Below are 14,795 nucleotides of genomic sequence, written 5' to 3' on the forward strand. Positions count from 1 at the left end.
GCGTTTTCGTTGCTTGTGTCGAGGCGGTGCGTCGAGGCGGTGTGTAGAGGTGGTGTGTAGAGGCGGTGTATTGGGGGGCTTACTGGCCCAAAAACAGGAAAATTGCGGGCCGCTTGTGCAACTCGATGCGCGCCTGCGGCCATCCCTTGATGGGGTGGGTGACGATTTGCTCGTCCGCTTGCGTGACGTCGACGGCCACGCAAAGCAGTGTGGCGGCGTCGCAGTTCTGCAGTAATGCGTCGAGCATGGCCTTGTTGCGATAGGGCGTTTCGATGAAGATTTGCGTTTGCTTCTCCTTGCGAGAGCGCTGTTCGAGCTCTCGCAGCCGCTTGGCGCGCTCCGCTGCGTCCGTCGGCAGGTAACCCTGGAAGGCGAAGCTCTGCCCGTTCAGGCCGCTGGCCATCAGGGCGAGAAGAATCGAACTCGGGCCGACGAACGGCACTACGCGTACGCCTTTTTCATGGGCGCGGCGCACCAACAGGGCGCCTGGGTCCGCCACGGCCGGGCAGCCCGCCTCCGATACGAGGCCGCCATCTGCGCCCGCAAGAATCGGGGCGAGGAGCGCATCGATGGCCGTTTCCGGCGTGTTGACGTTCAACTCGCGGATATCGATTTCCTGAATCGGCGCACTCACACCGACCAGTTTCAGAAATGCCCGAGTGCTCTTGGCTTGTTCTCCGACGAAATACGTCAGACCGGCTGTCACGGTGCGCACGTCTTCGGGCAGCACCGCTGGCAGACCGCCGCGGGTGTTTGCGCCAAGCGTATTGGGGATCAGATAGAGTGTGCCGCTCATGCTGCGGCCCTCGCTGCGCCAGGGCCCGGCAGGGCGATGCCCGCTGCGATCAGCATCGTCGTGAGCGCGATCAGCGGCAGGCCGATGAGCGCGGTCGGATCGTCGTTCTCGATGGTTTCGAGCAGCATGATGCCGAGCCCTTCGGATTTGGCGCTGCCGGCGCAGTCGTAGGGCATTTCGGCGCGAAGATAGGCGGCAAGCACGGCATCGGGCAGATCGCGGAACTTCACTCGCGTGACAACGTCTCTGGCTTGGCTCTGGCCATTGCGGGCGTCGTGAACGCACAGTGCGGAGTGAAACTCGACGACCTTGCCGCGCATATCGCGCAACTGCGTCATGGCGTTCTCGAAATTCCCGGGTTTGCCGATTTGGCGGCCTTCGAAGGTCGCCACTTGATCGGCGCCGATGACGATGGCGCCCGGTTGACGGGCGGCGACCGCCTGTGCCTTCTGGCAAGCCAGGCGCAGCGAGGTGTCGTGCGGCGTTTCACCGGGGGCGGGCGTCTCGTCGACGTCCGGGATGTCGACCGTGAACGGCAGGCGCAGGCGCTCGAGCAGGTCACGGCGATAGCGCGATCCGGAGGCCAGGATCAGCGGCGGCGGGGAGTGTGCGGTCATCGGGTTTAAGTGTTTGACGAGAAACGAAAAACTAATTAAAATTCACGGCTTTTGCAATCTGGCGCTCGGTCCCGCCAGTCTGCGCGACGCGGGTTCAAACGCCGGGAAACGGCGTCGGATCAAGGCGCTGCGCGTGGCAGGGGCGTTGATAATGCGCTGGGATGCGCCAAGGCAAGGATGAGCGTGATGAGCGAATACGTTGTCGATCTGTTCGAATTCGCGCGTACCGGCCGAGTGGTGGAAGGTGACGTGCAACTTGCCGCATTGCCGCGCATGGTAACCGAAGTGCCTGTGGAAGTCTCGGCGTCGGCGCGCGAACAAAGCGTGTTCCACTGGCGTGCCGAAGGCGTCGAGAAGCAGGTGCTGCGCGCCGATGGCAAGCCCGTGGTGGCGCAGTTGCTGACGTTATCGGTCGAAGGTCCGATGTGGCTCGAATGTCAGCGCTGTCTCACGCCTTACCTGGCGCCGCTCGACTCGGAGACGACCTTCGAAGTCGTGCGCGACGAGGCGGCGGCGGAAGCCCGCCCGCTCGACGACGACGAACTCGAGGCGCTGGTCGGCTCCAAACATTTCGATTTGCGCGAGCTGATCGAGGAAGAATTGCTGTTGGCTTTGCCGATTGTGCCCAAACATGAGGTTTGTCCGAGTGTGCACGATAGCTTGGCCACGGGCGGCGACGGGTTGGCAGAACCTGCCCCGGTGCCCGAAGAAGAGGATAAGCCGTCTCCGTTCGCGGCGCTGGCAGCGCTCAAGCGCTCGCCGGATAAAGACGGAAAGTAAAGTGCCGCCGGACTTGCGGCGCATCAAAGTACAGGTTTGCGTTAGTCGCACAGGGCGGGCCGACAGGCCGACACCGTAGGGCGGCGCTCGAACTGTGTTAAAATTTCGCGATATTTTGAGGAGTTATCATGGCCGTTCAACAGAACAAGAAGTCGCCGTCGAAGCGCGGCATGCATCGTTCGCACGATTTCCTGAGCGCACCGTCGACCGCCGTCGAGCCGACGTCGGGTGAGACGCACCTGCGTCACCACATCTCGCCGAATGGTTTCTACCGTGGTCGCAAGGTCATCAAGACCAAGAACGACTAATTCGGCCCTCCAGACGATTCGCGCCCATCATGGCGCAGTTTGATCGTCCGATGTGGCAAAAGCGGCACTCATCCTGCCGCTTTTTTTGTTACCTGTACCGCAAGCCAATCACGTCGACATGACAGTCACCCTGACGATCGATTGTATGGGCGGAGATCACGGCCCATCGGTGACGGTGCCCGCCGCGGTTCGCTTCGTGCAATCTACCGACGATGTCGAACTTGTGCTGGTCGGACAGCAGGAGGTCATCAACGCGCAGCTCGCGAAGTTGCGTGTGAAGGACCACCCACGCCTGTCCGTGGTCAATGCGACCGAAGTCGTTGCGATGGACGATTCCGTCGAGACCGCCCTGCGCAGGAAGAAAGACTCGTCGATGCGTGTGGCCCTCAACCTGGTTAAGGAGGGGCGTGCGCAGGCGTGCGTGTCCGCCGGCAATACCGGCGCGCTGATGGCCGTCTCGCGCTATGTGTTGAAGACGCTGCCCGGCATCGAGCGTCCGGCGATTGCCACGGTGCTGCCGAATCAGAAGGGCGGCTACACCACGATGCTCGATTTGGGCGCGAACGTGGACTGCGAACCAACGCACTTGCTGCAATTCGCCGAAATGGGGCACGCACTCGTTGCGGCGGTCGATGGTAAGGACCGTCCGTCGATCGGCCTGCTCAACATTGGCGAAGAAGTCATCAAGGGCAACGACGTCATCCGGCAGGCAGGCGAGTTGCTGCGTGGCTCCACGCTGAATTTCTACGGCAACGTAGAGGGCAACGACATCTACCGTGGGACGACCGATATCGTCGTGTGCGACGGATTTGTCGGCAACGTGGCGCTCAAGACTTCCGAAGGCCTGGCGCAAATGCTCGGCGACATGATCCGCGAGGAATTCACCCGCACGTGGTGGACGAAGGTGATCGCTGTCGTTGCGCTACCGATTCTCACCCGCTTCAAAAACCGCGTCGATCATCGCCGTTACAACGGCGCTGCGTTGCTCGGCTTGCGTGCACTCGTTATCAAGAGTCACGGTTCAGCCGACGCCTATTCGTTTGAATGGGCTATCAAACGCGGCTATGATGCAGTTCGCAACGGTGTGCTCGACCGTTTGTCGCACGCCATGCAAGAGAATCAGACCCAGCTCCAGGACAACAAGCCGGTGAGCGCCATTCCAGCGCTTTGACGCCGGGGGCCTCGCTCCGGCGCTCTAACCGATCATAAGATGACCCAGTCCGCGATTTATTCCCGCGTCGTCGGTACCGGCAGCTACCTGCCGGCGCGACGCGTGACCAATCAGCAGTTGGCCGACGAGTTGGCCATCCGTGGCATCGAGACAAGCGACGAGTGGATCGTCGCGCGTACCGGTATCAAGGCCCGCCATTTCGCCGCCCCCGAGCAGACGAGCAGCGACATGGCCGTGGAGGCGGCGCGGCGCGCGCTCGATATGGCCGGTTTGAGCGCCGATCAGCTCGATCTGATTCTGGTGGCCACGTCGACACCGGATTTCGTGTTTCCGAGTACGGCTTGCCTCGTGCAGAACAAGCTCGGCATCGATAACGGCTGCGCAGCCTTCGACATTCAGGCGGTCTGCTCGGGCTTTGCCTACGCAATGGCGACGGCAGATCACTTCATTCGCTCCGGCGCGTATCGCAACGTTCTTGTGATCGGTGCCGAGACATTCTCGCGTATTCTCGATTTCACCGACCGCACGACGTGCGTGCTGTTTGGCGACGGCGCGGGTGCCGTGGTGTTGCAGGCCTCGAGCGAGCCCGGCATTCTGTCGAGCGCGCTGCATGCGGACGGCAGCCACGCGAACATCCTGTGCGTGCCGGGTCATGTGAGCGGCGGTGCGGTGCAGGGCGAGGCGTTCCTCTATATGGATGGCCAGGCCGTGTTCAAGCTCGCGGTGAAGGTGCTGGAAAAGGTCGCCCACGAGGCGCTCGACAAGGCCGGGCTGGCGCCGTCGGCGATCGACTGGCTGATTCCGCATCAGGCCAATCTGCGCATCATGTCGAGCACGGCCCGCAAGTTGGGGCTCCCGGAAGAAAAGATGATCGTGACCGTCGATCAGCATGGCAATACGTCTGCCGCATCGATTCCGCTCGCGCTCGACGTTGCCGTTCGCGACGGACGTATCAAGCCGGGGCAGAACGTGATGATCGAAGGTGTGGGGGGAGGCTTTACCTGGGGCGCGGTGCTGTTCCGCATGTAAGCGCCCCGGCGCTGGGGCGCCGCGCGTACCTGACGGCGTGCCTTCGGGGCGCCGCGCGTGGTCACGCTCCCGCGTGTGTCTTGCCGGCGCGCGACGATGCGCCGCAATGTTTCTGAATTTGACTGCAAAACCAGGCGCTATGACATTCGCTTTCGTTTTCCCGGGACAAGGATCCCAATCGGTGGGCATGCTCGACGTGTTCGCAGACAATGCGGCTGTGCGCGAGACCCTCGCCGAGGCTTCGGACGCCCTCGGGCAAGATATGGCCAAGCTGATCGCCGCTGGGCCGGCCGAAGAGCTCAACCTCACGACCAACACCCAGCCGGTCATGCTCACTGCCGCTTACGCGATGTACCGCGCATGGCTGGCCGAGGGCGGTGCCAAACCGGCTTTCGTCGCGGGTCACAGCCTCGGTGAATACACGGCGCTTGTCGCCGCCGGCGTGATCGCGTTCAAGGATGCCGTGCCGCTCGTGCGTTTTCGCGCGCAAGCCATGCAGGACGCCGTGCCGGTCGGGCAAGGCGGCATGGCCGCCATTTTGGGGTTGGACGACGACGTTGTGCGCAATGTGTGTGCGCAAGCGTCGGCGGAGGGGGTTGTGGAGGCCGTCAACTTCAATGCGCCTGCACAAGTCGTGATCGCCGGTGCCAAGGCTGGCGTGGAAAAGGCATGCGAACTGGCGAAAGCCGCCGGGGCAAAGCGTGCGCTGGTGCTGCCGGTTTCGGCGCCGTTCCACTCGTCGCTGCTCAAGCCGGCGTCGGATCGACTGCGCGATTATCTGGCGAACGTCACATTCAATGCACCGCAGATTCCGCTCGTCAACAACGTCGACGTTGCCGTCGAGACCGACGTGGCTCGCATCAAGGACGCATTGGTACGTCAGGCAGCGGCGCCGGTGCGCTGGGTCGAGTCGGTGAAGTGGCTTGCGGCACAGGGCGTGACGCAAGTCGTCGAATGCGGTCCGGGCAAGGTGCTGACCGGCCTGACCAAGCGCATCGACGGCAGTCTCACGGGGCTGGCGGTGACCGATCCGGCATCGCTCGCGGACGTGCGCGCGCAACTCTCGTAAGTCACAGTCAAGGGTATTTCTCTCATGAGCAAGCAACTCGACAACCTCGTGGCGCTGGTGACCGGCGCCTCGCGCGGTATCGGTCGTGCCATCGCACTCGAACTCGCTCGTCAAGGGGCGACGGTCGTGGGCACCGCCACCAGCGAAGCCGGTGCGCAAGGCATTGGCGCCTATTTCGCCGAGGCCGGCCTGGCCGGCAAGGGTATCGTCCTGAATGTGACCGACGCACAAGGCGTTGCGGCAGCCCTCGACGACATCCTCAAGCAGTATGGCAAGCTCGATATCCTCGTCAACAACGCAGGCATCACGCGCGACAATCTTGCCATGCGGATGAAGGACGACGAGTGGGACGACGTGATCGACACGAACCTCAAGGCCATCTTCCGCCTGTCGCGTGCGGTCATCAAACCGATGATGAAAGCGCGCAGCGGCCGAATCATCAGCGTGACTTCCGTCGTCGGCTCGGCGGGCAACCCAGGGCAAGCCAACTACGCAGCCGCCAAGGCCGGCGTTGCCGGGCTGACCCGTTCGCTGGCTGCGGAGATCGGTAGCCGCGGCATCACCGTCAATTGCGTCGCCCCAGGCTTCATCGACACCGATATGACCAAGGCGCTGGGAGATGCACAGCAAGCGTCGCTCAAGGCGCGAATTCCGCTGGGTCGCCTCGGCGCACCGGAGGACATTGCCAATGCGGTGGCGTTCCTTGCCTCCCCGCAGGCCGGTTACATCACGGGCACCACGCTCCACGTGAACGGCGGCATGTACATGAATTGAGTGGTGTTCGTGAAAATTGTGCTGAATTTGCACAATTTTAGGCGATGTTGAACATTATTTGGCGCACGCTAACTTTGCTTGGCAAACCTGTTAAAATGCGCGCAATTGTCTGAACTAACTACCCCGGAGGGTTTGAATGGATAACTTTGAGCAACGCGTCAAGAAGATCGTCGCGGAACAACTTGGCGTGAATGAAGCTGACGTCAAGAACGAATCCAGCTTTGTGAACGATCTCGGCGCCGACTCGCTCGACACGGTTGAGCTGGTGATGGCACTGGAAGAAGAATTCGAAACGGAAATTCCGGACGAAGACGCTGAGAAGATCACGACCGTGCAGCAGGCCATCGATTACGTTCAAAGCCATTCCAAGGACTAAGAGGCCGGCGGATCGCCTGGCCGGCCGGGGTGCCGACCGGTTCCTGGCGCCGGGCATGCCTGTCAGCCGCAGGGAGCACAGGGGCGGACCCTGTCGCCTCTGTGGCTTTTGTTTTGTATGACCCAGCAGAAGAAGGGGAGTATCGTGAGTCGTCGTCGCGTCGTCATTACCGGTCTGGGCTTGATCTCGCCGGTCGGCAACAATGTTGCCGAGGGTTGGGAGAATCTTGTCGCAGGCCGTTCGGGCATCGCCAACATCACGAAGTTCGATGCAAGCGAGCATAAGGTTCGCTTCGCAGGCGAAGTCAAAAACTTCGAGACCGAGAAGTATCTGTCGGCCAAGGAAGCGCGCCGCATGGATACGTTCATCCATTTCGGCCTGGCTGCCGGCATTCAGGCCTTTGTGGACAGTGGCCTGGAAGTCACTGCGGAAAATGCTGAGCGCATTGGTGTGCTGGTCGGATCGGGTATCGGCGGTTTGCCGATGATCGAAGATACGCAGACCGATTTGCTCAATGGCGGTCCGCGCAAGATCTCTCCTTTCTTCGTGCCGGGCTCGATCATCAACATGATCTCGGGCCACTTGTCGATCAAGTATGGCCTGAAGGGCCCGAACCTGGCGATCGTCACGGCCTGCACGACCGGTTTGCACTGTATTGGTCAGGCCGCGCGCATGATTCAGTACGGCGACGCAGACGCGGTACTGGCCGGTGGCGCCGAATCGACGGTGTCGCCGCTGGGCATTGGCGGTTTTGCCGCGATGACGGCGCTCTCCACGCGCAACGACGATCCGGCGACAGCGAGCCGTCCGTGGGACAGGGACCGCGACGGCTTCGTGCTGGGCGAGGGTGCCGGTGTGATGATGGTCGAGGAGTATGAGCATGCCAAGGCCCGCGGCGCGAAGATTTACGCCGAGTTGACGGGCTTCGGCATGAGCGCCGATGCGCACCACATGACCGCACCGTGCGAAGACGGCGACGGCGCGCTGCGCGCCATGACCAACGCGCTGCGCGATGCCGGTCTCAATGCCGACGCCGTGAACTATGTGAACGCGCACGGCACGTCGACGCCGTTGGGCGATATCGCCGAGACGATCGCGGTCAAGCGCCTGATGGGCGATGCGGCCAAGAGCGTCGTGGTGAACTCGACCAAGTCGATGACCGGTCACTTGTTGGGTGGCGCCGGCGGCCTCGAGTCGGTCTTCACGGTGCTGGCCGTGCATCATCAGAAGTCGCCGCCGACCATCAACATTTTCAATCAGGACCCCGCTTGCGACCTGGATTACTGCGCAAACGTGGCACGTGACATGAAAATCGATGTCGCACTGAAGAACTCTTTCGGATTCGGCGGGACTAATGGCACGCTGGTCTTCCAGCGCGTCTAAGAACGCGGGACGCCGCGCAGGCGTCCCGACCCGCTGACCCACGCTCCGGTAGGTGTGCCCGGGCGTGCGGCGTCACAGACACTTCCATCTGCGGCGGCATGCGCTGCCGCGGAGCCATCGGGCCCGACCGGGGCCTGGCAGCCAGAGAAAATACGGATCCATATCAGGTGAGTGAACGAGAAATCGACCAGGCGCTCGTCGAGCGCGTGCAGAAAGGCGACAAAGCCGCCTTCGAGCTGTTGGTCGCGAAATATCACCGCAAGATCATCCGCCTCGTATCGCGGCTCGTGCGTGATTCCGCCGAGGTTGAGGATGTGACGCAGGAGGCCTTTATCAAGGCCTACCGTGCCTTGCCGCAATTTCGCGGCGAGTCGGCGTTCTATACCTGGCTGTATCGTATTGCTGTCAACACGGCGAAGAACCACTTGGCTACCCAGGGGCGCCGTGCACCGACTTCGACTGAAGCGAACGCTGAAGAAGCGGAAACTTTTGCCGAGGCCGATCAACTAAGGGATATCAACACGCCTGAGTCGATGCTGATGAGCAAGCAGATTGCTCAAACGGTCAACTCAGCGATGGAGGCTTTGCCCGATGAGCTTCGAACGGCCATTACCCTGCGAGAAATCGAGGGGTTGAGCTACGAAGAGATCGCCGAAGCCATGGGGTGCCCGATCGGAACGGTCCGTTCGCGAATTTTCCGGGCGCGTGAAGCGATTGCCAGCCGGCTCAGGCCACTGCTGGACACGCCTGACGGCAAGCGCTGGTGAGCGCGCCGCCGGGGAAGTTAATTTCGTTGGGGGATATCATGGGATCAGCGACGGTGCAAACGCAGCGGGGGCTGCAAGCCGAGCGGATTTCCGCGTTGATGGACGGGGAATTCGATTCGGACGAGCTGGCGGCCCTGCTGGATGAGGCTGACACCTCTGGCCGGCCTCTGTGGGACGATTACCATCTGATCGGAGACGCTTTGCGATCCGATGAACTGGCGCTGCCGCGTTCGGCGTCGGCCTTCATGGCGGCCTTCACGGCGCGCCTCGATGCCGAGCCGCACCTGCTCGCGCCGGCCGCACTGGCAGACGCTCAGGCAAGCGCTGCCCTGGGCGTCAAGTCCGCAGGCTCGCGAGTCACGCGCATCAATCCGTTCCTGCGGGTACGCCGCGTGCTGCCGACGGCGGCCGCCGCCGCAGCGGTTGCCGCGCTGTCATGGGTCGTGGTGCCGCGTCTGCAGGATCATCCGGCGGGGGGCGCACAACCGCAAGTACTGGCCCAGGCCGCAGCGCCGGCCGCTGGTGGCGCCAACCTCACGCGTGTCACGCTTTCTCAGCAGCCGCAAGCCGCTGTGGCGGCGAACGGTGCGAGTGCTGGAGCACCGAACGATCTGATCGTGTTGCGCGATGCGCGTCTCGACCAGTATCTGGCGGCGCACCAGCAATATGCACCGACGCCGATCGGCCAGAGCGTATCCCCTTACATGCGAGCCTCGGCGCAAGCGGACGAATAAATGCAGCGCCTGAGTATCGAATCCTTGCCGCGTGCGCCCATCGGGCGCACCTTCTTCCTGTTCGCTTTCCTGTTGGCGACCACGTTGCAATCGCACGCGTGGGCACAGGCTTCCGCGCCGTCTGCCGATCCATTGATCGAGCGGCGCGAGGTCGGCGCATGGCTCAACAAGATCCATCGCGCTGCACAGACGCAAAACTACATCGGTACCTTCGTTTATCAGCGTGGTTCGACCATGCGCTCGTCGAAGATCAGTCACTTCGCCGAGAAGGGTAACGAGTACGAGGAGCTTGAGACGCTGGACGGGCGTCAGCGGCGCATTCTTCGCAAGAATGACGATGTGTACACGCTGATTCCCGAGCGCAAGACCGTCTTCCTGGAAAAGCGCGAGAGCAAGGATTCGTTCCCTGCATTGCTCGCCACGCCCAATCGCGATGTGCTGGATTACTACGCGCCGAAACTGCTGCCCAACGAGCGGATGGCAGGCTTCGACTGCATGGTGATCGAGCTCACCCCGAAGGACGAATATCGTTTCGGCTATCGGCTCTGGGCGGATCGCAACACCGGACTACTCCTGCGTGCGCAAACCATCGATGCCGAAGGTCATCTGCTCGAGCAGGCGGCGTTCTCGCAGATCTCGATCGGGGTGCCGAGCGAGAAGGCGCGCATCTTGCACGCTATCCAGGCAACGCACGGTTGGCACGTCATCAAGCCGCAAATCGTTCCGATGCACCTGTCCGACGCAGGTTGGCGCATCGATGTCGACAAGAAGGTGCCGGGATTCAAGGCGGTGCGTGAAGTCCGCCGCACGATGCGCTCGACGGCCGACGGCAAACCCCTGGAAGTCCAGCAGGTGGTATATTCCGACGGCATGGCGGGGCTTTCGGTGTTCATCGAGCCGGCCATACGCGACCGCAAGGAAGGTCACGGCAGCGCTGGGGCGACGAATATCCTCATCAAGCGCCACGGTGACTATTGGCTGACCTTGCTTGGCGAAGTGCCGCAGGCGACGTTGCAGCAGTTTGCTTCCAGCGTCGAGTACAAACAGCCGGCGAAGTGACCGGCTGTCGGGTGGATCGCGACCGGTGACGGCGCGCTCCGGGCAGCCAGGCGCCTGTCGACGTGAAACCGCGTCGGGTGCGGGGCTGTCCTCAGGAATTCCGAGATTTTCTCGCATCACGATCTTCCAATGAAGAAGACTCTCCTGCTTCGTGTCATCGTAGGCGGCGCCATTGCCGCTCAATTGGCGGGAGCTCCCGCCGCATTTGCCGCACCGGCCTCGGCGTCGACGTCGGGCAGCGGATCGACGGCGTCGCCCGCACCGCTCGTCACCAATCTTCCCGATTTCACCCAGCTTGTCGATCGCGTCGGGCCGGCCGTCGTGAACATCCGGACAACGGAGCGCGTCAGCCGCGCTCAGCGTGGCCTGCCACCCGGTATGGACGGCGACATGGCCGAACTTTTCCGCCGTTTCTTCGGCGTGCCGCTGCCGCAGCCCGACCCTAAGGGGGGCGCCCCGCGGCGCGGCCAACCCCAGCCGGATGAAGAGCAGAGCAGTGGCGTTGGCTCGGGCTTCATTGTCTCGGCCGACGGCTACATTCTGACCAATGCGCACGTCGTTGACGGGGCCGACAGCATCTACGTTACCCTTAACGACAAACGTGAGTTCAAGGCGAAGCTCGTCGGCGCAGACAAGCGTACCGACGTCGCCGTGGTCAAAGTCGACGCCAAGGACTTGCCCACCGTACCCGTGGGCGACTCGAACAAACTGCGTGTCGGCGAATGGGTGGTGGCGATCGGTTCGCCGTTCGGCCTCGATAACACGGTGACGGCGGGCATCGTGTCGGCCAAAGGCCGCGATACCGGCGATTACTTGCCGTTCATTCAGACGGACGTTGCCGTGAACCCGGGCAATTCGGGCGGACCGCTCATCAATATGCGCGGCGAGGTAGTCGGCATCAACTCGATGATCTACAGCCAGACCGGCGGCTTCATGGGGATTTCGTTTGCCATTCCGATCGACGAAGTCATGCGCGTGGCCGATCAGCTCAAGAAGAGCGGCAAGGTGGTGCGTGGCCGGATCGGGGTGGCGATCAGCGAAGTCAGCAAGGACGTCGCCGACTCACTTGGCCTGCCGCGTGCGCAGGGCGCGCTCGTGCGCAGCATCGAGCCGGGCAGCCCAGCCGAGAAGGCGGGCGTGCAGCCGGGCGACATCATCATGAAATTCGAAGGCCGTACCGTCGATCACGCGACCGACCTGCCGCGTATGGTCGGCGAGACGAAGCCAGGGTCGACGGCGACGCTGCAGGTGCTGCGCAAGGGGAAGAATCAGGACCTGCGCGTGACCGTTGCGGAAGCCGATACCGACGCGCCGAAGGCATCCAAGGCACAGAGCGGAAGCGCCGATACGCCGCACCCGAACGCGCTCGGCCTGGTGGTCTCCGACCTGACCGAATCGCAGAAGAAGGATATGAAGCTGCGCGGCGGCGTGCAGGTCGAACTGGCGGAAGGCCCGGCGGGCCGGGCAGGTCTGCAGCAGGGTGACATCATCCTGCGGGTGGGCGACGCCGATATCGTCAGCGCGAAGCAGTTCGAGGAGGTGGTCAAGGGGCTCGATACGAAGCGTCTGGTGCCGATTCTCGTGCGTCGGGGCGACGCTACGCAATTTGTGCCGCTGCGCCCGCGCGCACCCGGCAAGTAACGTCGCCGGCTCATGAGCGCACCGGCGCTGACGCTTTACGGCCGCAAGTGGTGTCATCTATGCGATGACATGCTTGCGGCGCTTGAAGCGATGCGCCCGACGTGGGATTTTTCGGTGACGGTCGTCGACGTCGACAGCGACCCCGCGCTCGAAGCGCAATACGACGAGATCGTGCCGGTGCTTGCGCTGGGCGATCACGAGTTGTGCCGGTACCGTTTCGACGCGGCGGCAGTCGTTGCCGCGCTGCAATCGGCTTGACTCGGGCTGCCTCGGGGTGCTGCGGGTCGCCTTATGCCCCGCCGCATTCCTTGAGCGACGCCAGAACCTTCCCGCCACGACAGAGCCAGTGCCGCGATGCGCGCGATTCCGGACGGAATCGGCGCGCTTTCGGCTAAAATGTCATGTTTGCCGATTCTCTCGAAAGTCGCTGCCGAGCCGAATCCGATGGCACCGACTTTTCTACAGCCCGCCTAATGGACCTTATTCGCAATTTTTCGATCATCGCCCACATCGACCACGGGAAATCAACCCTGGCCGATCGCATCATCCAGTTGAGCGGCGGTCTGTCCGATCGTGAAATGGAATCCCGGGTCCTCGACTCGATGGATCTCGAGCGTGAGCGGGGCATCACCATCAAGGCACAGACGGCCGCGCTGCAATACAAGGCGCGCGACGGCAAGGTCTACAACCTGAACCTCATCGATACGCCGGGACACGTCGACTTCTCATACGAGGTGAGCCGTTCGCTGTCCGCGTGCGAGGGCGCACTGCTGGTGGTCGACGCGTCGCAAGGCGTGGAAGCCCAGACCGTGGCGAACTGCTATACGGCGATCGAACTGGGCGTGGAAGTCGTGCCGGTGCTCAACAAGATCGATCTGCCGTCGGCCGAGCCGGAGAACGCGATCCAGGAGATCGAGGACGTCATCGGTATCGAGGCGACGGATGCCGTGCGGTGCTCGGCCAAGACCGGCGTCGGTGTGGAGGACGTGCTCGAGGCAATCATCGCCAAGGTACCGCCGCCCAAGGGCGATGCCAACGGGCTGCTGCAAGCGTTGATCATCGACTCGTGGTTCGACAACTACGTGGGCGTGGTCATGCTCGTGCGGATTGTCAACGGCACGCTCAAGCCGAAGGACAAGATTCAGTTGATGGCCACGGGTGCGACTTATCCGGTCGAGCAAGTGGGGGTCTTCACGCCGAAATCGCAGCAACGCCCGTCGCTGTCGGCCGGTCAAGTGGGCTTCATTATCTCTGGCATCAAGGAACTGGGCGCCGCGAAGGTGGGCGATACGGTCACGCACGCGTTGACGACCACGACCAAGCCGGCCCCCGCGCCGCTACCGGGCTTCAAGGAAGTCAAGCCACAGGTGTTCGCCGGCCTCTACCCGGTCGAGGCGAACCAGTACGATGCGCTGCGCGAATCGCTCGAGAAGCTCAAGCTCAACGACGCCTCGCTGCAATACGAACCGGAAGTCTCGCAGGCGCTGGGCTTCGGTTTCCGCTGCGGCTTTCTGGGCTTGCTGCACATGGAAATCGTGCAGGAGCGCCTGGAGCGCGAGTTCGACATGGACCTCATCACCACGGCGCCGACCGTGATCTATGAGGTGGTCGAGCGAGACGGCACGCTGATCTCGGTGGAAAACCCGTCGAAGATGCCCGATCCGGGCCGCATCGAAGAAGTTCGTGAGCCGATTGTCACGGTCAACCTGTATATGCCGCAGGAATACGTCGGCGCCGTGGTCACGCTCTGTCAACAAAAGCGCGGCATGCAGATCGACATGCAATACCACGGTCGTCAGGTGCGCTTGATTTACGAAATTCCGATGGCCGAGATCGTGCTCGATTTCTTCGATCGGCTGAAGTCGGTGTCGCGCGGTTATGCATCGATGGACTACGAGTTCAAGGAATACCGCACGTCGGACGTGGTCAAGGTCGATATGCTCATCAACGGCGACAAGGTCGATGCGCTGTCGATCATCGTGCACCGTTCGGAGAGCCGCCGTCGAGGCGCGCAGGTGGCATCGAAGATGCGCGAAATCATTCCGCGTCAGATGTACGATGTTGCGATTCAGGCGGCCATCGGCGCGAACATCATTGCCCGTGAGAACATCAAGGCATTGCGCAAGAACGTGCTGGCGAAATGCTATGGTGGCGACATCACGCGTAAGAAGAAGCTGCTCGAGAAACAGAAGGAAGGTAAGAAGCGCATGAAGCAGGTGGGGAGTGTTGAGATTCCTCAGGAAGCGTTCCTCGCCATTTTGCAAGTCGAAGACAAATAACGAAGCGACAGG

General features: G+C 62.4%; 16 protein-coding genes. 14 read left to right on the top strand and 2 right to left on the bottom strand.

The window, feature by feature from the left end; all coding sequences use genetic code 11:
• Window positions 1–79: 79 nt before the first annotated feature.
• Together ACE3UG_RS15605 and ACE3UG_RS15610 are read right to left on the bottom strand one after the other, a co-directional pair.
• Entirely contained in the window at window positions 80–796 is a 717-nt protein-coding gene (locus tag ACE3UG_RS15605) for an SAM-dependent methyltransferase (protein ID WP_374625433.1), read from the bottom strand.
• Entirely contained in the window at window positions 793–1,413 is a 621-nt protein-coding gene (locus tag ACE3UG_RS15610; RefSeq protein ID WP_374625435.1) for a Maf family nucleotide pyrophosphatase, read from the bottom strand. The genes ACE3UG_RS15605 and ACE3UG_RS15610 overlap by 4 nt, the downstream gene beginning before the upstream one ends.
• 177 nt (window positions 1,414–1,590) lie before the next feature.
• Between ACE3UG_RS15610 and ACE3UG_RS15615 the strand changes: the two genes are divergently transcribed.
• The 14 genes from ACE3UG_RS15615 (at window position 1,591) to lepA (ending at window position 14,783) form a co-directional block, all read left to right on the top strand.
• Window positions 1,591–2,193: a DUF177 domain-containing protein gene (locus ACE3UG_RS15615; protein ID WP_374625437.1), complete on the top strand. Its 603-nt coding sequence runs from the start codon at window positions 1,591–1,593 to the stop codon at window positions 2,191–2,193.
• Between the two features lie 128 nt (window positions 2,194–2,321).
• On the top strand, window positions 2,322–2,501 hold the full coding sequence (rpmF, locus tag ACE3UG_RS15620) for a 50S ribosomal protein L32 (protein WP_374625439.1): 180 nt from the start codon (window positions 2,322–2,324) through the stop codon (window positions 2,499–2,501).
• Window positions 2,502–2,619: 118 nt separating this feature from the next.
• Window positions 2,620–3,672 carry a phosphate acyltransferase PlsX gene (plsX, locus tag ACE3UG_RS15625; protein ID WP_374625441.1) on the top strand — a complete coding sequence of 351 codons (1,053 nt, stop codon included), beginning with the start codon at window positions 2,620–2,622 and terminating at the stop codon, window positions 3,670–3,672.
• A gap of 39 nt (window positions 3,673–3,711) precedes the next feature.
• On the top strand, window positions 3,712–4,701 hold the full coding sequence (locus ACE3UG_RS15630; protein ID WP_374625443.1) for a beta-ketoacyl-ACP synthase III: 990 nt from the start codon (window positions 3,712–3,714) through the stop codon (window positions 4,699–4,701).
• A gap of 139 nt (window positions 4,702–4,840) precedes the next feature.
• Entirely contained in the window at window positions 4,841–5,770 is a 930-nt protein-coding gene (fabD, locus tag ACE3UG_RS15635) for an ACP S-malonyltransferase (RefSeq protein ID WP_374625445.1), read from the top strand.
• A gap of 24 nt (window positions 5,771–5,794) precedes the next feature.
• Window positions 5,795–6,544 carry a 3-oxoacyl-ACP reductase FabG gene (gene fabG / locus ACE3UG_RS15640; protein ID WP_374625447.1) on the top strand — a complete coding sequence of 250 codons (750 nt, stop codon included), beginning with the start codon at window positions 5,795–5,797 and terminating at the stop codon, window positions 6,542–6,544.
• 136 nt (window positions 6,545–6,680) lie between these two features.
• The gene (acpP, locus tag ACE3UG_RS15645) at window positions 6,681–6,920 is read left to right on the top strand and encodes an acyl carrier protein (RefSeq protein ID WP_374625449.1); all 240 of its coding nucleotides are present in this window, start codon (window positions 6,681–6,683) and stop codon (window positions 6,918–6,920) included.
• Window positions 6,921–7,064: 144 nt separating this feature from the next.
• Window positions 7,065–8,303 carry a beta-ketoacyl-ACP synthase II gene (fabF, locus tag ACE3UG_RS15650; protein ID WP_374625451.1) on the top strand — a complete coding sequence of 413 codons (1,239 nt, stop codon included), beginning with the start codon at window positions 7,065–7,067 and terminating at the stop codon, window positions 8,301–8,303.
• A 167-nt stretch (window positions 8,304–8,470) separates the two neighbouring features.
• Window positions 8,471–9,070, top strand: a complete 600-nt coding sequence (gene rpoE, locus ACE3UG_RS15655; protein ID WP_374625453.1) for an RNA polymerase sigma factor RpoE — start codon at window positions 8,471–8,473, stop codon at window positions 9,068–9,070.
• Between the two features lie 38 nt (window positions 9,071–9,108).
• A complete protein-coding gene (locus tag ACE3UG_RS15660; RefSeq protein ID WP_374625455.1) occupies window positions 9,109–9,804 on the top strand; it encodes a sigma-E factor negative regulatory protein in 696 nt (231 codons plus the stop codon).
• A complete protein-coding gene (locus ACE3UG_RS15665; protein WP_374625457.1) occupies window positions 9,805–10,863 on the top strand; it encodes a MucB/RseB C-terminal domain-containing protein in 1,059 nt (352 codons plus the stop codon). It abuts the gene before it with no gap.
• Window positions 10,864–10,992: 129 nt separating this feature from the next.
• Window positions 10,993–12,504, top strand: coding sequence for a DegQ family serine endoprotease (locus ACE3UG_RS15670; protein ID WP_374625459.1), 1,512 nt, complete (start codon window positions 10,993–10,995; stop codon window positions 12,502–12,504).
• A 12-nt stretch (window positions 12,505–12,516) separates the two neighbouring features.
• On the top strand, window positions 12,517–12,762 hold the full coding sequence (locus ACE3UG_RS15675; RefSeq protein WP_374625461.1) for a glutaredoxin family protein: 246 nt from the start codon (window positions 12,517–12,519) through the stop codon (window positions 12,760–12,762).
• Window positions 12,763–12,977: 215 nt separating this feature from the next.
• Window positions 12,978–14,783: a translation elongation factor 4 gene (gene lepA / locus ACE3UG_RS15680; RefSeq protein WP_374625463.1), complete on the top strand. Its 1,806-nt coding sequence runs from the start codon at window positions 12,978–12,980 to the stop codon at window positions 14,781–14,783.
• The last annotated feature ends 12 nt before the right edge of the window (window positions 14,784–14,795 follow it).

The organism is Pandoraea sp., from assembly GCF_041919235.1.
Lineage (GTDB): Bacteria > Pseudomonadota > Gammaproteobacteria > Burkholderiales > Burkholderiaceae > Pandoraea.